This is a genomic window from Bacillus swezeyi, assembly GCF_001969815.1.
GTDB lineage: Bacteria > Bacillota > Bacilli > Bacillales > Bacillaceae > Bacillus > Bacillus swezeyi.
Map to the genome: position 1 here is coordinate 36,923 of NZ_MRBK01000010.1, position 16,806 is coordinate 53,728.

General features: G+C 45.9%; 14 protein-coding genes. 2 read left to right on the forward strand and 12 right to left on the reverse strand.

Going from position 1 to position 16,806, the window contains the following annotated elements:
* The first annotated feature begins 153 nt into the window (after positions 1–153).
* The gene (locus BTA30_RS09935) at positions 154–1,740 is read left to right on the forward strand and encodes an MFS transporter (protein WP_076761096.1); all 1,587 of its coding nucleotides are present in this window, start codon (positions 154–156) and stop codon (positions 1,738–1,740) included.
* Between the two features lie 14 nt (positions 1,741–1,754).
* Here BTA30_RS09935 and BTA30_RS09940 read toward each other — a convergent pair whose 3' ends face one another.
* The 5 genes from BTA30_RS09940 to BTA30_RS09960 all read right to left on the reverse strand — a co-directional run bounded on the left by BTA30_RS09940 (position 1,755) and on the right by BTA30_RS09960 (position 8,072).
* Entirely contained in the window at positions 1,755–5,837 is a 4,083-nt protein-coding gene (locus tag BTA30_RS09940) for a lamin tail domain-containing metallophosphoesterase family protein (RefSeq protein WP_076761097.1), read from the reverse strand.
* Between the two features lie 230 nt (positions 5,838–6,067).
* A complete protein-coding gene (locus BTA30_RS09945) occupies positions 6,068–6,427 on the reverse strand; it encodes a phage holin family protein (protein ID WP_076761098.1) in 360 nt (119 codons plus the stop codon).
* Positions 6,428–6,625, reverse strand: a complete 198-nt coding sequence (locus BTA30_RS09950; RefSeq protein ID WP_076761099.1) for a PspC domain-containing protein — start codon at positions 6,623–6,625, stop codon at positions 6,428–6,430.
* 4 nt (positions 6,626–6,629) lie between these two features.
* Positions 6,630–7,724 carry a DUF4097 family beta strand repeat-containing protein gene (locus BTA30_RS09955; protein ID WP_076761100.1) on the reverse strand — a complete coding sequence of 365 codons (1,095 nt, stop codon included), beginning with the start codon at positions 7,722–7,724 and terminating at the stop codon, positions 6,630–6,632.
* Between the two features lie 21 nt (positions 7,725–7,745).
* A complete protein-coding gene (locus BTA30_RS09960) occupies positions 7,746–8,072 on the reverse strand; it encodes a hypothetical protein (protein ID WP_076761101.1) in 327 nt (108 codons plus the stop codon).
* Between the two features lie 227 nt (positions 8,073–8,299).
* Here BTA30_RS09960 and BTA30_RS09965 point away from each other — a divergent pair, with 227 nt between their 5' ends.
* Positions 8,300–8,533: a hypothetical protein gene (locus BTA30_RS09965; RefSeq protein ID WP_076761102.1), complete on the forward strand. Its 234-nt coding sequence runs from the start codon at positions 8,300–8,302 to the stop codon at positions 8,531–8,533.
* 46 nt (positions 8,534–8,579) lie between these two features.
* On the opposite strand, the gene BTA30_RS09970 is transcribed toward BTA30_RS09965, so the two are convergent.
* The 7 genes from BTA30_RS09970 to swrA form a co-directional block, all read right to left on the reverse strand.
* On the reverse strand, positions 8,580–8,963 hold the full coding sequence (locus tag BTA30_RS09970; protein WP_076761103.1) for a VOC family protein: 384 nt from the start codon (positions 8,961–8,963) through the stop codon (positions 8,580–8,582).
* Between the two features lie 140 nt (positions 8,964–9,103).
* The gene (gene uvrA, locus BTA30_RS09975; protein ID WP_076761104.1) at positions 9,104–11,977 is read right to left on the reverse strand and encodes an excinuclease ABC subunit UvrA; all 2,874 of its coding nucleotides are present in this window, start codon (positions 11,975–11,977) and stop codon (positions 9,104–9,106) included.
* A gap of 7 nt (positions 11,978–11,984) precedes the next feature.
* The gene (gene uvrB / locus BTA30_RS09980; protein WP_076761105.1) at positions 11,985–13,970 is read right to left on the reverse strand and encodes an excinuclease ABC subunit UvrB; all 1,986 of its coding nucleotides are present in this window, start codon (positions 13,968–13,970) and stop codon (positions 11,985–11,987) included.
* 179 nt (positions 13,971–14,149) lie between these two features.
* Positions 14,150–14,383, reverse strand: coding sequence for a CsbA family protein (locus BTA30_RS09985; protein WP_076761106.1), 234 nt, complete (start codon positions 14,381–14,383; stop codon positions 14,150–14,152).
* A 124-nt stretch (positions 14,384–14,507) separates the two neighbouring features.
* Entirely contained in the window at positions 14,508–14,801 is a 294-nt protein-coding gene (locus tag BTA30_RS09990; RefSeq protein ID WP_076761107.1) for a DUF5316 domain-containing protein, read from the reverse strand.
* 139 nt (positions 14,802–14,940) lie between these two features.
* Positions 14,941–16,149: a PDZ domain-containing protein gene (locus BTA30_RS09995; RefSeq protein WP_076761108.1), complete on the reverse strand. Its 1,209-nt coding sequence runs from the start codon at positions 16,147–16,149 to the stop codon at positions 14,941–14,943.
* A 295-nt stretch (positions 16,150–16,444) separates the two neighbouring features.
* Positions 16,445–16,798, reverse strand: coding sequence for a swarming motility protein SwrAA (gene swrA, locus BTA30_RS10000; protein WP_034326694.1), 354 nt, complete (start codon positions 16,796–16,798; stop codon positions 16,445–16,447).
* Positions 16,799–16,806: the final 8 nt, after the last annotated feature.

Below are 16,806 nucleotides of genomic sequence, written 5' to 3' on the forward strand. Positions count from 1 at the left end.
TTTGTCTCATCTTATGGGGTTAGTCCCCGATGCCGGTGCAGCTTTTTTTGATGAAAAATTCCTTTTGACAAAACCAGTTTTTTCAAGGATGATAAAAATAGTTAACTCTAAATGAATTATTTATTCTAAATTAATAAATAAGGGGGAAAATACATGTCCAAAGCTTTGTTGAAACATGAGGCGAAACAGAAGCGGGCCATTTTTCTGTTTACAATTGGAGTGTTTATGGCTGCCTTAGACAACGGCATCATTTCAGCCGCACTAACGACTATCAATCAATCCTTTCAAGTATCGCCTTCATGGGGGGCCTGGGGGATTACGCTTTATACGCTCGGCTTGGCAGTCAGTGTTCCGATTGTTGGAAAATTATCGGACCGCTATGGACGCAAAAAGCTGTTTATCATTGAAGTATTGCTGTTTGGCATCGGCTCGCTGCTCGTTGCACTAAGCCAGAACTTCCCGATGTTTTTATTGGCGCGGCTGATTCAATCACTTGGCGGCGGCGGAATTTTTATTATCGGAAGCTCTCACATTCTCACGACATTGCCAAAAGAAAAACAAGGAACGGCACTCGGCCTCTTAGGTGCGATGAATGGGATCGCAGCAGTGCTCGGTCCAAATATCGGCAGCTTTATTTTAGATCTCACCGGAAGCTGGCATTGGCTGTTTTTGATTAACTTGCCGATTGCAGCGGGACTGATCGCACTGAGCTTTCCGTTTATGATCGAAACCAAAGCAGCCCGAGCAAAACCGCTTGATATGGCCGGTACCGTGATCTTGTCTTTGTCGATTTTATCTGTGATGTACGGAATAACGAATCTAAATGGCCAACAATTACTCGCCGGCCTGACTGATCCGCAAGTCTTCCTTTTCCTCATCATCGGCCTTGTTCTGTTTACGGGACTGTTTTTTTATGAAAAACGCGTCGAGCTGAAAGGCGGCGATCCGATACTCGCTTACAGCCTGCTGAAAAATAAAGTGTTTCAGTGGACGCTTTTTATCGGGTTTTTATCAGGAGGTCTTTTAGCGGCGGTTATTTTTATTCCTTCATATGCAGAACAATATTTGCATGTCGCTCCTGAAAAAGCAGGATACTGGATGACGCCGCTCGCACTCGCTTCAGGGATTGGAGCTGGCCTGGGCGGGATGCTCGCCGATAGAAAAGGACCGGTCAAGGCGACATTGCTGTCGGGAGCTATTTCATTTTTGGGATTCTTCATGCTGTCCGTCTGGGTAACGGAGAAATGGGAGTTCGTCTTAGCCAGCGTGATCGCCGGCGTCGGTTTTGGCTTTCTTTTAGGAGCGCCTTTAAACATGCTCGTATCAGAGGCGGCAAAACAAGATTACGGAACAGCCCTCGGAACATTGTCGCTTGTCAGACAGATGGGGATGACATTAGCCCCTGCGCTTTACGCCGGATTTATCACAGCGGGATATGAGAATATCGGCAGTCATATCACGAGCAAATTAAAGGAGGCAGGCATTCCCTTTCAGGCGTTTTCAGGCGAGGGCACAAATGGATCGCAGTTCGAAAACATGCTCGGCCAAATTCCAGATCCAAAAGTGAAAAAACTCATTGAGGAAGCAATCCACGACAGCATCGGCACAGGTTTCGGAAACCTTTACTTAACTGCCGCGGTCCTGTCCGCTGCTGTGATTGCCGCCATCACGGTATTAGCCGTATACAGAAAGAAACAGGCAGTGTCTTCATCTATTCGAAGCCGGGACTTGTCAAAATAAAAACACTTGTCCCCTCATCGGGATAACAAGTGTTTAGAACGATGACGCAGCATGATGAGCACCAGTATAAAGCCGATTTCTGCATACGTAAAAGAGCTTTTCAAGGCACTGATTAAAGCCGGGAGCTGCTTCAGCCGCAACATTCGTGCTTCTAGGTTTTCTAATTGAAGATCTGCGGCCGGAGGGGCTGGTGACCGTCCGCCGCCGGCCTCAGTGCCTCCGCTCATTTTTCGATGTGCGAAGGCTGTCTGAGATCCTTTATCACCGGAAAATACATCAATATCATCTTGCTTTGTCATAAACCTCCACATCTTAGAGCGGCTTTTTCCGCCGTATTGATCTGAAGCTGCCGCATACCAAAAATAGGCGGTATTCGGGTTCAAATCCTTCCAGGTCACAGAGGCTGTTTTTCCGCTTTTCACTTTTTTTGCTTTTCCAATCTGGCGATTCGAAAAAACATTCAGTTCAAAATAGTCGGTTTTGACTTTTTTCCTCCGCGGTTTCAGATCTGTTTTGATGCTGAATTCATCTATTGGACCGTATTGATGGGGATCATAGAAATTATAGTCGTCCAGATACGGCGAATAGGTTTTGACATGAATGGTGTCATGCTTTGGGTCGACATGAAAAATCCTCATATAGCCTTGGCCGCCTTCAGGGCCGCCCTGATAATCGGCAAGCATTTGATAAACTTTTCGATCCGGCTGACCGTCTCCATCATCATCCAGCTTGTCGACTTTTAAGTTGGAACTGTGGTAATGGCCGCTTAAAACGGCGATGACATTTTGATTCGGTTTGATCACCTGCTCAAATATCCTCTCGCCAATCGGACTTCTGCCTCCCGAGACCAGCAAAAATTCGTGAAATGCCAAAATCGCTTTTCGGTCAGGGTAGCGTTTCAGCACATCATTCATCCACTGCAACTCTTGTTTTCCGATTCCCCAGCCCATGGACAGCATAATATAGTCATTGCCGCCGCTGGAAATTAAATCATAATGCCCCTTGTTATTAAGAAATGAGCCTCCGTAAAAAGGTTTGTTTTTAAAGCGCTTTTCCCCAAAGTATTGACCGTATTTCACATAAGAGCGGTCTTTATGGCTGACATCGTGGTTTCCCGCCAACACACCGTACGGCACCCGATGATCATCCAGCACTTTCATGTACTGATCGGCACGCTTCCATTGAATCGGCTGATCCGCTTCATCAACAAGATCCCCTGTGTGAAAGACATACTTAATTTTCAGCTTGTCTTTCTGTTCGGCGATCCATTTGACTTGTTTTTCAAAAATGTGTGGATAGCTTTCCGAATAGTACTGGGTATCGGACATCCAGATCAATGTATAGTCATCTTGGGAAAGCTGAATCTGATCCTGCACGATGATGCTGGCTCGTGAATCGCGGACAAAGTCCGCAGACTTTACGCTTCCCTTAAGCGTAAAAGATTTATCATCCTTTGCGATATGAAAAGTCAGCGCTTCCCACTGCTTTTTTTTGTAGTTCCAGGCGAACATTGACACTCTTCTCCCAGGTAGAGAGCTTCCTCGCCATACGACTTCCACATTGTCATGTTTCCCGACGTGTTCATCGACTTTTACATCAAAGCGATGATAGGGAAACCGGGCGGTCGAAACTGTTTCAAAACCTTTTCCGTCAGAAGAAGACATTCTGCCGCGCTCCTCTTTTGTCAGCGTCTTTTCACCATTTATCGCAAAACGTCGCGGCGGCTCTGTATCGCTTTCGTTAGCTGACACTTTGACATGCTCTTCATCCCCTGCGGCATATTGATACCCTTGATAGAAAGAAACATTCATCTTGTCCTTTGTCGGATCTTTGACACGGACAGCTAATTTTGCTTGTCTGCTGCCGGCCTTCACTTTCGCTTGTTCAGGCTTGTGCGGCTGTTCTTCCTCGATATAAAAAACCCTTTTTAGAACCGAAATGTTTCCAGCGCTGTCAGCTGCTTTAATCTTCAAAACGTGTCTGCCGTGATCCAAGCTGGCGGAAGATGCTGAGTAAGGCAACGCAATTTTTTTGCCGTCAAGATAGGCCTTTATTTCATTGACCCCGCTCCACTTGTCCGTAACGGCTGCATCAAGCATAAATGCCCCTTTATACGTTTTGCCGTTTTTGACAGAAGCTTTGATCTCAGGTCCCGTGTTATCAACCGTTACCTTGTGTATCACTCTCTCTTCTGCATTCTCTGCTTCAATCGTATGTGCACCTTCTTTCCAGGCATTCGTATTCCACTTAACGGCAAGCGACTGAAAGCTCTTGTCCGGCAGGGAAAAGTGAAATTCATACCATTCTTTTGCATTCGGGTTGTCTCCGACAGGAAGCTCTGCTTTTGCGTCGTTATAGCGTTCATCATGGATAACCGTGCCATCGGCCAAAATCAGACGCGGGTTTCTCAAAAGGAAATCATCCCGGTTTTCTGCGGAAGATTGTTCAAATGGGGTTGATTTTGTACCTGAACGGACTTTAATGGCAAAGGGTTTTCCTTTCGTAAACTCTTCAGGAGAAACCGGAACAGTGATGGTTGCATATCGGCGCCGTGAGTCGTCAAATATTTTATGAACCCGTTTGCCGATGGTGACCGCATTTTTAAAATAGAGATTCGTTTGATTGACGTCAAAAGCAAAATATGCTTTTTTTTCAAGTGCTGTATGACCGGCTTTTTGTTCCTTCCCGTCTATCCGAATGTTCGTTTCTTTCGGCGGCCTCTCTGATGTCGCTTTCAGCAGTGTATTTCCGGACACAGTACCGCCGTCATTCACATTCAATCGCAGTCCTTTCAAAAAGCTCTGTTCAAGCGCAATGCTTTTCTTCTCAGTCGTCACTACATGTTCTCCGTCGCTGGCTTTCATATAATACTCCACTTTTTCTTTGCCAATGAGTTCTGCAAAATAAATATTACGGCGATAAAGGCCGTCATTCCGACTTTTTTCGACACTTACTCCGTTAAACGCTTCATCTTCATTCATCCGGTAAAAGAACTGCACGTTTTTGACCTGCTGATTGTCGCTGATATCCGCTAACAGCTGAATCGTCTCCCCGGGCTTTGCCGATTGATGAACCGTCATATCCTGGATCTGCGGCTTTTCTCTGTCAGGAACAACGGCGACCATTTCTGACGGCGTCTGCCCCTTTAAAAGAGAACCTGGAGACGGTTTCTGTTCTCCGCTTGATATTTTCATCATGTGCTTTGTTCCGTCGTGCGGATATTTATAAAGTATTGCTTTGTTATCGACTGAATCGGTCCGGCCCGGCTCACTGTTATAATGGGCGGCGGCAACATCTTCGCCGCTGTTTGTGCTGATGACCAACTCCCGCGCCTCCTTGTTGGCCATGCCGCCTCCTTTCAATCCTGAAAGGTTTTTGCCTTCCTGGAGATGCACGCCGTAATGGCGGTTAAAATCAGCGGCTGTCAAATGGCGGTTCGAACCGTTTTTAACCCAGAACACATGTGTCTCCCCTGAAGGAACCGTCATATCATTCTGCTCAAACGGCCAAATCTGCTCGGATTCCTTTCCTTTTTCGGGATCTCGGTATCTTATATTGTAATTGTTCATATGAACAGGCTTATTCGTATTATTATAAACTTCGATAAATTCATAACCGTCTTTTCCGCCGGTATTTGCTGTATCAACAACGACTTCGGTAATGAAAAGCTCTGGCAGCTTTTGAACATCAGCCTGCAATCCTTTGATATCAACCGTATACAGCTTCGTCTTGGATGAGCGGCCGCCGGTCTGCGCTTCAATAAAATAAACGATTGTGTCGGAAGTTAATCTTTCGCTCTCCAATTTGGCAATATAGCTGTTTTGTTTGCCTGGTTCAATATCCATCGGAATCGCCCGGAACGGCAATTCGTCATGTTGTTTGTAATAGAGGATAACAGTATCAGCAGCGGTTTGTGCATGAAAAATCAAATCATCCCCTTGCCGGCTTTTTTCTGCGGGAATATGCCTGATGACAGGGGTGCTCTTTTCAGATTGAACATGCTGTTTTTCGGCTGCATGACCGATTGGAAACGGCAGCATCAAAAAGCATGCTGCCGCAAGCAGCAAAAGGGTATGGCGGTTTCTGTTCATTTTCATCGTCTACCTCCCTTTCGTATTTTGCCTTTTCATCTCATTTTTATGAAACCCTCTCGAAGGCAAAAAAAGAAAGCGGGGGTTCTGATATCGAGTGTCAGAAACAGCCCAAACCTTTTCTACAAGCTCCAAAACACAAGATACGGGTATTTTATTTCTGATTTATGCTCTTGAATATAAAAAAGGCTGTCGAGAATTTCTCGACAGCCTCAGCATGATCATATCAAGCTTTTTTATTTTCTGGTCATCGGCTCGATGATCGTTTTTTGGATCAGCAAGTGGAATACCGATAGAACAATGGATGCAAAAACGGCTGTCCCAAAACCGTCAAGGTCAAAGCTGTCACCCATAATGGATGCCGTCATATACAAGGTGATCGCATTGATCACAAATAAGAATAAACCAAGTGTAATCACTGTGACGGGCAGTGTCAAAACGATCAGCACCGGTTTCACAAACATATTTAAAATCGATAAAATCAAACTTGCCGTAATGGCAGCACCGATGCTTCTGACGTGAACCGCATCAAAATAACCGGCAATTACGATTAATAAAAGGGCGTTAACAAGAACGCTTATTATCCATCTCATCATCTATTTGACGTCTCCTTCATTCGGAACGAGAAACACCCAGACGATATAAATCAGCCCCACGGGAATTCCCGTCGAAAATATAAACAACAGCACCGTGATGATTCGCAGCAATGAGGCATCAAAGTTCAAATATTCTGCCAGTCCTCCAACGACCCCGGCGATTTTCCTGTCTGTTTCGGATCGATATAGTCTTTTCATTATATCACTCCTGTGTATGGTTTAAATGGATCGATCCTGTTTTCGATTCCAAAAACACTGTCATATTGTGATCATGATTTTGATTTGCTTTTACATACATTTCTTTTTGAATGGTCTCATTTTTTTCTTTCAAGATTTCCGCATCTGCAAGATCGTTAGACAGAGAACCTAAATTGCTTTTCAGCTCCGCTGTCACGGAACAGTCCCGCGGAACGTTCAATTCGATGCTGCCGGTGGTTGTTTTAACATATGCCGTACGGCAATGCGGACTTTTGACAGTCGCTGCAATATTTCCGTTAAAGCTTTGCAGATCAAGAGCCTCACATGAACCTTTAAGATCGATCAAGCCGTTGATGGTTTCCGCTTCAATCTCCACGCAATCGTGGTCGGCGAGTTTGATCTGTCCATTGGCCGTTTCCAATGATGCCTTTTTTGCGGTCAGGCCGGAAAACGACAAAACGCCGTTTGTCGTTTTGGCAGCAAGCTCTTTTACGTTTAAATGTTCCCCCCTGATGGGACCATTAAACAGTTTAAAGCGGATTTTGCTGTATTCCTTGTCTGGTATATAGACGGTGAGATTCGTCTTCATCGTTTTTTTCTCCGTACGGATCGTAAACTTCTCACCTTCTGCACCGCAGTCGATATGCTGAAGAAATGCCTTTCTTGCTTCCTCTTGATTTTCGGTCCGGTACACTTTCGCCTGGCACTCGACCCGAATGTCGCCATCGTTCCATGGCACAAGGTTGACGCTGCCGTTAGCCAGCTGAATATCAAGAGTGGAGAAATCGACATCCTTGAATTGAAAAATATGCTGGACATCATATGATTGCCCGAAATTCAAATCCAAGTCAACGTCTTTTACTTTTTTTACAGCGGTATCGATCCATTCAAACAATTTCGAACCTATAGAGGGCTTCGGCTCTTGCTTTTTTTCGCTGTAAAACTGATCTGAATCAAGGACATCCTCTGATAAGGCCGTCACCTTGCTTTCAGTCTGCCTGTAGTCTTCTTCAAGTTTTTCGATTAAAATCAGCGCCTCTTTCGCCGACAGTTTGCCTGTTTCAACGAGTTTTAAAATCCGTTCTTTTTCATTTTTCATGAAAGCTCCCCCGTTCTTCTTTTATGCCTGAGTCAGCATTTTAATCCCTTGGACGACATTCCAGATAACAATGATCAAACTGATGATCCCGAAAAAAATGAAGCCGCCGAAAATAGACATAAACGCCAAATAACCGCTGTCATTAAAGATAATCGTACCGCTAATCGCTCCGGCTGCCAATATGACTACGCTTATAAACGGAATAATATGCGATATAAGCGAGCGCAGCGCATGTTTTTTCGTTTCTTGATCATCTGTTATAAAATACGCAGCGATAGGCAAAATAAGCGGGGCAAAAAAAACGCTAAAATAACAAATTGCAGAAATCAGCGCGTTGTTTCTAGTCATTCATACCACTCTCCTGTACCAGCTTGTCAATGTTAAACTTTCCCTGAGTCTAATGGACAATGACCTTATACTCAAGTTTACGTGTATCATAGCCGTTTGGTTTCATTTTCATTCGATGGGCATGCGTCAATCTTCGCAAATTGATTTTTTTAGATTTTATGAATAGATTCTTTTTTTATAACCCTTTAAAATATGTGGAAAAGCTAGTATAAAAAGGAGGGAGCGTTATGAAACAAAAATCGGATGAATACGCATCACCAACTCCAAAGCTTCTTGAACTGATTCAGGAACAAAAAAAGGTGAATCAGGAGATCATTAACCGATTGGAAGCGATCAACTCCGCTCCTCCGCTTTCCAATGAAATCCGCTACTTAAAGGTTCTGCTGAGCAGCAGCAGTACACACATTTTAAACAGCCTGATTGAGGTGACTAAACAAATCGGCAGGCAAGAGCAAGATTAACCTTTTTTCATTTTGCGCTGCCGCCAGCCGAGACAGCATGCGGCTTTTAGCTGACATCGTTTGCAATTTCTATAAGATTTTCATCAGGATCTCTGATATAAATAGAAAGGATCGGCCCCGTCGCCCCTGTTCGCCTTATGGGTCCTTCTTCAATCTGAATCCGGTTGGCTCTTAGATGGCGGATGACATGATCAAGGCCAACATCCGTAATGAAACATAGATCTGCAGAACCGGGGAGCGGACGCTTAGCTTTCGGCTCAAATTCTTTTCCCGCTTCATGCAGATTGATTTTTTGGCGGCCAAATTGCAGCGCTTTTCTCCCCTCGCCAAAAGTGACCACTTTCATTCCTAAAACCGTGCTGTAAAAATCACATGAGGCCGCCATGTCGTTTACAGTTAAAACGAGATGATCAATGCGGTCGATGTTCATTCACACCATCCCTTTCATGCCTTGTTTTTACGTTATAACAGCTATTTCTTGAAAGAGCAATAAAAAAATCTTGAACAAGCAGCCGCCGGTGCATCAAGCATTCGAAGAAGCTGCCGACTCGGTGTCGGCAGCTTCGTTTTTTAAGGTCTGACAGCTTCTTTCTCCTGAAGCCGCTTTTTCATTCTGTTTTTGTCGCGTTCGATGATTGGCTTTAAATAACGGCCCGTATATGAACCTTCAACCTTTATCACTTTTTCAGGCGGACCGGCTGCGATAATTTTTCCGCCTCCGTCCCCGCCTTCAGGGCCCAGATCGATTAAATAATCGGCCGCCTTAATAATATCAAGATTATGTTCAATCACCAGAACGGTATCTCCATTGTCTACTAAACGCTGAAGAACGGCCAACAGCCTGGCAATATCATCGACATGAAGCCCTGTCGTCGGCTCGTCCAAAATGTAGAGGGATCTTCCGGTTGACCGCCGGTGCAGCTCAGATGCCAGTTTGACGCGCTGCGCTTCACCGCCGGAAAGCGTTGTTGCTGGCTGTCCGAGCGTAATATAGCCAAGACCGACATCATAAAGGGTCTGAAGCTTGCGTTTAATCTTCGGTATGTTTTCAAAAAATTGCACCGCATTCTCGACTGTCATCTCGAGTACATCGGAAATATTTTTCCCTTTGTATGTCACCTGGAGCGTTTCCCGGTTATATCTCTTTCCGTGGCACACTTCACAAGGCACATATACATCGGGCAGAAAATGCATTTCGATTTTGATGATTCCGTCGCCTTTGCAGGCTTCACAGCGGCCGCCTTTCACATTAAAGCTGAAGCGGCCTTTCTTATACCCTCTGACTTTAGCTTCGTTAGTCTGGGCAAATACATCGCGTATATCGTCAAACACGCCCGTGTAGGTGGCGGGATTTGATCTCGGCGTCCGTCCGATCGGAGACTGGTCGATGTCAATCACCTTGTCGAGATGCTCAATCCCTTTGATTTCTTTATACTCCCCCGGCCTAGCCTTCGCACGATGGAGCTTTTGCGCGAGGGTTTTGTGTAAAATTTCGTTTACAAGCGTACTTTTTCCCGATCCGGATACACCCGTAACTGCCGTAAACACGCCGAGCGGAAACTGAACGGAAGCATTTTTCAAATTGTTTTCCTTTGCCCCTTTTATTTCGATAAAGCGGCCGTCGGGTTTTCTTCTCTCAGCCGGCAGAGGAATAAACTTTTTCCCGGAAAGATATTGTCCTGTCAGTGATTGATCATCGTTCATCACTTCTTCCGGTGTTCCGGCGGAAATCACTTCTCCCCCGTGAACGCCCGCTCCCGGACCGATATCGATTAAATAATCGGCGGCAAGCATCGTATCCTCGTCATGTTCAACGACAATCAATGTGTTACCGATATCCCGCATGTTTTTCAGCGTATCAATCAGGCGGTCATTGTCGCGCTGATGAAGGCCGATCGACGGCTCATCAAGAATATAGAGAACACCGGTCAGCCTTGAACCGATTTGCGTCGCGAGACGGATCCTCTGAGCTTCTCCCCCTGAGAGGGTGCCGGCAGCGCGGCTGAGCGTCAAATAATCAAGACCGACATTATTTAAAAACCCGAGCCGTTCTTCAATCTCACGCAAAATCAGGTTGGCAATCTTCATATCCTTCTCTGAAAGCTCCAGCGCACGGAAAAATTGCAGGGCGTTTGTAACCGACATTTCCGTTATTTTTCCGATGTGAAGTCCGGCTACCAGAACGGCCAGCGCTTCTTTTTTCAGCCTGTAGCCTTTGCAGGAAGGGCATGGCTGGTTGGCCATGTATTTCTCCATCTGCTCCCGGATGTAATCGGAGCTTGTTTCTTTATAGCGTCTTTCGATATTGCGAATCACGCCTTCAAACTCAATATAACTTTCCCGGACCTGTCCGAAATCATTTTCATATTTAAAATAGATTTGTTCATTTCCGCTGCCGTAAAGAATTTTATCAAGATGGTGTTTTGGCAGATCTTTAACCGGCACATCCATATCGATGCCATAATGGCTGCAAACCGCTTCCAAAAGCTTCGGATAATACTGTGAGCTCTGCGGTTCCCAAGGAGCAATGGCATGCTGCTTAAGCGTCAGCTCCCCATTAGGAATCACCAGTTCAACATCGACTTCAAGCTTGGCCCCGAGGCCGTCACAGCTCGGGCAAGCGCCGAACGGACTGTTAAAAGAAAACATTCTCGGCTCCAGCTCTCCGATTGAAAAACCGCAGTGCGGGCAGGCATGATGCTCGCTGAAAAGCAGCTCTTCCTGGCCGATCACATCGATGATCACCCGGCCTTCACCTAGGCGGAGCGCAGTTTCGAGCGAGTCTGTGAGGCGGGCTGTCACGCCTTCTTTTATGACGATGCGGTCGACAACGACTTCGATCGAATGCTTTTTGTTTTTTTCAAGTTCGATATCCTCGGAAAGATCGTTCATTTCGCCGTTGATGCGAACCCTGACATAGCCCTGCTTTCTGATTTGCTCAAGCACTTTCACATGCGTGCCTTTTCTTCCCGATACGACCGGCGCAAGCACTTGAATCTTCGTGCGCTCAGGGTATTCCAAAATCCTGTCTGTCATCTGTTCGATCGTCTGTGACGTGATTTCGATTCCGTGTACCGGACAAACAGGCTTTCCGATTCTTGCAAACAATAAGCGAAGATAGTCATAGATTTCCGTAACTGTTCCGACCGTTGAACGGGGGTTCCGGCTCGTCGTTTTCTGATCGATGCTGATAGCAGGTGAAAGACCTTCGATCGCATCCACATCAGGTTTGTCCATCTGCCCTAAAAACTGGCGGGCATATGCGGAGAGAGACTCGACATAACGCCTTTGTCCCTCAGCATAAATCGTGTCAAACGCAAGAGACGATTTCCCTGAACCTGAAAGGCCAGTCAGCACGACAAGCTTATCCCTCGGAATAGAGACATCGATATTTTTCAGGTTATGGGCCCTTGCCCCTTTCACCTCAATTCGTTCCATTGCCATATTGCATTCATCCTTCCGATTTTAACTCTAGGAGTAAGTCCCGAAGCTCAGCTGCCCGTTCGAAATCAAGCGCTTTTGCCGCTTCCTTCATATCGTGCTCCATCTGGGCGATCACTTTTTCCCGCTCTTTCTTCGTCAGTTTTGAAAGCTTCGGCTCCTCTTTTGCTTTATATTCTTCCTGCTCCTCAGCCGCATGAGTTGCGCGGATGACGTCGCGGATCTTCTTGTTGATCGTTTTCGGTGTAATGCCGTGTTTCTTGTTAAACGCTTCCTGCTGTTCGCGGCGGCGTTTCGTTTCATTGAGCGCGATTTCCATGGAGTTGGTGATTTTGTCCGCGTACATAATTACCCGGCCTTCGGCATTTCTTGCTGCCCGGCCGATCGTCTGAATTAAGGAACGTTCAGAGCGGAGAAAGCCTTCTTTATCCGCATCCAATATCGCGACAAGTGAAACTTCAGGGATGTCGAGCCCTTCCCGCAGCAGGTTGATGCCGATGAGAACGTCATGCTTGCCCAGGCGCAGGTCGCGAATGATTTCGATCCGTTCAAGCGTTTTAATTTCGGAATGCAGATATGTAACCTTTATTCCGACTTCCTTGAGATAATCCGTCAAATCCTCGGACATTTTTTTCGTCAAAGTAGTGACGAGGACGCGCTCATTCCGTTCGATTCTCTGCCTGATTTCACCGATCAGGTCATCGATCTGCCCTTTGATCGGCCTTACCTCAATGACTGGGTCAAGCAGACCGGTCGGACGGATGATCTGCTCAACCACTTCAGGAGTATGATCAAGCTCATAAGGACCGGGTGTGGCAGACACATATACAATGTTATGAATGTGCTTTTCAAACTCTTCAAACCGCAAAGGCCGGTTATCCAAAGCCGAAGGCAGTCTGAATCCATGATCGACGAGCACCTGTTTTCTGGCTTGGTCTCCGTTGTACATCCCCCTGACCTGCGGAATGGTGACATGAGACTCATCGATAACCATCAAGAAGTCATCCGGAAAATAATCGAGCAGGGTATATGGAGTCGCCCCTGCCTGCCGCAGCGTCAAATGCCTTGAATAGTTTTCAATGCCTGAGCAAAATCCCATTTCCCGCATCATTTCCAGATCGTATCTCGTCCGCTGCTCCAGACGCTGCGCTTCAAGAAGCTTGCCGTTATCATGAAGAATCTTTAGACGTTCTTCGAGCTCTTCTTCAATATTCATGATCGCTTTTTTCATTTTCTCTTCGCGCGTTACGAAGTGGGATGCAGGGAAAATCGCTACATGGTCGCGCTCCCCTAAAATCTCGCCTGTGAGGGCGTCCACTTCTCTGATCCGTTCGATTTCATCTCCAAAAAACTCGACGCGAATGCAGTGTTCATCCCTTGAAGCTGGAAAAATTTCGACGACATCGCCGCGCACCCTGAATGTGCCGCGCTGAAAATCGATGTCATTTCGGGCAAATTGGATGTCAACGAGCTTTCTGAGGAGCTCATTGCGCTCAATTTCCATTTCCGTTCTCAGTGAAAGTACGAGTTCTTTGTATTCTTCCGGCGAACCCAAACCGTATATACAAGAGACACTCGCCACGATGATGACGTCTTTGCGTTCAAACAGAGCGGATGTGGCTGAGTGCCTTAATTTATCTATTTCATCATTGATGCTGGCATCTTTTTCAATAAACGTATCAGTCTGAGGAACATAGGCCTCCGGCTGGTAGTAATCATAATAACTTACAAAATACTCGACTGCGTTGTTTGGGAAAAACTCCTTAAACTCACTGTACAGCTGTCCGGCAAGCGTTTTGTTATGGGCGATGACAAGGGTCGGTTTATTGACCTCCTGAATCACGTTTGACATTGTAAACGTTTTGCCCGTACCGGTTGCACCTAAAAGTGTCTGATGCTTTCTGCCTTCCCGAATGCCTTCCACAAGCTGTTCAATCGCTTTCGGCTGATCTCCCTGGGGCTGATAATTCGAGACTAATTCAAAGCTGTCTTTCACAAAAAAGCCTCCGTTTCTTTACGAAATCTTCCTGTTATTATTTTAACACATCCAAAACAAAAATACGAACTAAAGTTCGGTTTTTGTGTTTTTTACATATCCGTTTTTTCCGATCTATCAAAAAACCCCTCCTTTTTGTTATCAAAAGCAGGGCTTCACGGCAATTATCCACGGGATTTCTATGATTCTTCCTTCTTTTCGCCAGCCTTTTTGGCTGCATAGAGCGCACCGGCGACAAGCGAAACAATATCAAGTCCTACAATAAAAAAGGTTTCCGTATAACCTTTTAAATAGGAAGCAAACAATAACGCAGCGGTAAGCGCAATTCCGACATAATGGTTATAGGTAACCCTTGTAAAAAACAAGACAAGCAAGAAAGGAAAAATTAGTGCAAAAACGGCTTTTGTAAACACAAAAACCCTCCTCACGTTTCTTGATCTTATTTGATTATATTAAAGAACAAAGAAACGGACAAACCTGAACACTCACTTCTTTATGTTACCCATTTGAAAGCCGTGTTATTCGAAAACGGCCTCTTTAAAAAGCGAAAAAGAAGGAGATTCCGGCAGCCAGCAGATTTGGCAGCCCAAAAACGGCAAGTCCATTCGTCATTTTGCTGCTCGAGTCTCTATGTTCTTTTGTTTCTGAGTGATGATTTCCCCCGAATCGGCCTCCGCTTGCAAACACACCTGAAAGCAAGGCCGACAGAAGAATGGCACCGAGGCCGCAAGCTCCGGAAATTTTGTAAAGATATGCCCAATCCCCGGCTGCAACCGAGATCAATACACTAATCAAACAAACGGCAACCCCTGAGAGAAAAGCCTTTTTCATCATGTCATTCTCCTTCAAGCAGATATATCAACCATCCTATCTGAACGCTTTGAAAAATACAATCAAAAAGTTTCGCCGTTTCGGGCAAGGGCCGGCAACAGAAAAAGCGCCTGAACCAGACGCTTTTTGTACAATCATCTTAATCAGATTCCGAAGATGCGGCAGTTTCTTGAAGCGCCGGTTCTTCATCTTTCACAAACAGGATTCCGAGCTCATGATGCTCCCCTTCGTATGAAGCCCTTTGCTCAAATCGGATCTCATTGTTCAAGCCGACCACTTCAAGCTTAAAGAAGGCGCCGTTTTTTTGCAGTGCTTCATAAAAATCGGCTTCATTCTTTACTTGGATTCCGTTTACTTTCGTAATAATTTCGCCGATCTGCAGGCCGAGACCGGCAGCCGGTGTGTTCGGAATGATGCCGAGCACCATCAGCCCCTGATCTCTTTTTGAAAAATAGAAAGGAGCGGAATTATCGTTCACCCGCTGCTTCCATGTTAAAAAGGCTCTGCCTGCCACAGCGGCAGCTGCTGCTGCTGCTGCAAGCGGCGTCCACCATATGCTTCCGGCTGCAATCAACAGCGTCATGATCCCGAGAACACTTATGCGCCTCGCTGTAATTTTGATGCTTTCGCTCGGAAGCGATCCCTGCACCCTTTGTCCGAAACCGATAAAATAAGGAATCCACAGCAATTGAAAGGCGCCTCCGTTAAAAGACAGAACCGGCCACCAAGGCACAGAGGATTCGATTGCATGTCCCGGAATGAGAATGAACAACGGCAGAAACCAAACGCGGCTCGCGATTTGCTGTCCGATCGGAAGCCCCCTTCTGCTCATGACAATTGCCGGGGAAGTTCTGATGTGAGCCGTTTTGTAAGCCAATATCCCTTCCGCAAAAAGAAGAAGCCCGAGCAAAACGGCGGCGGCTGACCAATTGGCGAGGGACAGCTGCGGAAGAAACGCCTCAGCCATACCTGAACCTGCGTAATCTATGCTTAAACCAATCACGATGCTCACGCCAAGCGTATAAGCCGACGACAGCAGGCTCTGTCTGAAGGTTAAAGCGGCAGCTGCGGTCACCGCTGCTATTAAGATGAGCATTCCGAACGGGAGAGACAGCCCAAGGCCGAATGAAACAATGGACAGCAAAATTCCCGCCAAAAGCCCTTTTGAGTATGTAAACTTGAATTCATCATAAATATCTTCAATGCGCGTATGAAAAGTTTTTCTTTCACGTTTGATCCGGGCATAGCCGTAAGCCAGACTCATGGCCATCATAAAGTAGAAGAGCGGGTGCACAAAAAACCAGCCGGCTCCTTTTAAAAGTTCAATTAAGCTTTCTTCAACTGACAAGGAAACGTTCACCGCCTCAGCCAATCATTCAATGCTGCCGAACATGCGGCAGCCTTTTCACGTTGGATATTTTAGAAACCCAGCTTGTCTTGGCGTTCACGCGAGGAGACGTCAGAGCGGCGTTCAGACGGGGATGCCTGAGCCGTCAGCCGCATGAATCTTCGTCATTTGCAAAACGCCGGGCGCTTTTAAATGCGCATTCGTGACGACAAATGCCAGCACCTTCAGGCAAGCTGGTGCGTTTTATTATTATTCTATCAAATAATAAAATGCTTGGGTATGGTAAACGTGAGGTTTATTTTTCTTGACTCATCCAAAGCGTCACATTCGACAGCGAAAAATCCTTTAAATAATGATTGACCTCGACATCCAAAATATCTCCAATCAGCTGCATGGAGCGTTTAATATCTGTTAAATTGATGCCCAGGCGTTTGTGGTTGTCCATCAAGTAATTGAAATAAAGTTCCGCGCAGTCCTCATTAATGTCATCCACGCTTTCAACTGAAGTGTAGTTCACGAGGTATCTGCTGAACAGCATAAGCAATCCCACTGCCTTTGTAGCGGAAAACGTAACGTCTTGTGATCGAACTTTTAATTGCTCCACTAATTCATAGTATTTTTTCTCTCTCACAATACTTGCCCTTTTCAATCGTGTAC

What these genes read in the sequence shown, in the direction of transcription:
- BTA30_RS09970 (WP_076761103.1), bottom strand. Translation starts at nt 8,963, where the DNA reads ATGAACATCGACCGCATTGATCATCTCGTTTTAACTGTAAACGACATG.
- uvrA (WP_076761104.1), bottom strand. Translation starts at nt 11,977, where the DNA reads ATGGCAATGGAACGAATTGAGGTGAAAGGGGCAAGGGCCCATAACCTG.
- BTA30_RS09950 (WP_076761099.1), bottom strand. Translation starts at nt 6,625, where the DNA reads ATGAAAAGACTATATCGATCCGAAACAGACAGGAAAATCGCCGGGGTC.
- BTA30_RS09945 (WP_076761098.1), bottom strand. Translation starts at nt 6,427, where the DNA reads ATGATGAGATGGATAATAAGCGTTCTTGTTAACGCCCTTTTATTAATC.
- BTA30_RS09955 (WP_076761100.1), bottom strand. Translation starts at nt 7,724, where the DNA reads ATGAAAAATGAAAAAGAACGGATTTTAAAACTCGTTGAAACAGGCAAA.
- BTA30_RS09940 (WP_076761097.1), bottom strand. Translation starts at nt 5,837, where the DNA reads ATGAAAATGAACAGAAACCGCCATACCCTTTTGCTGCTTGCGGCAGCA.
- BTA30_RS09965 (WP_076761102.1), top strand. Translation starts at nt 8,300, where the DNA reads ATGAAACAAAAATCGGATGAATACGCATCACCAACTCCAAAGCTTCTT.
- BTA30_RS09960 (WP_076761101.1), bottom strand. Translation starts at nt 8,072, where the DNA reads ATGACTAGAAACAACGCGCTGATTTCTGCAATTTGTTATTTTAGCGTT.
- BTA30_RS09935 (WP_076761096.1), top strand. Translation starts at nt 154, where the DNA reads ATGTCCAAAGCTTTGTTGAAACATGAGGCGAAACAGAAGCGGGCCATT.
- BTA30_RS09990 (WP_076761107.1), bottom strand. Translation starts at nt 14,801, where the DNA reads ATGAAAAAGGCTTTTCTCTCAGGGGTTGCCGTTTGTTTGATTAGTGTA.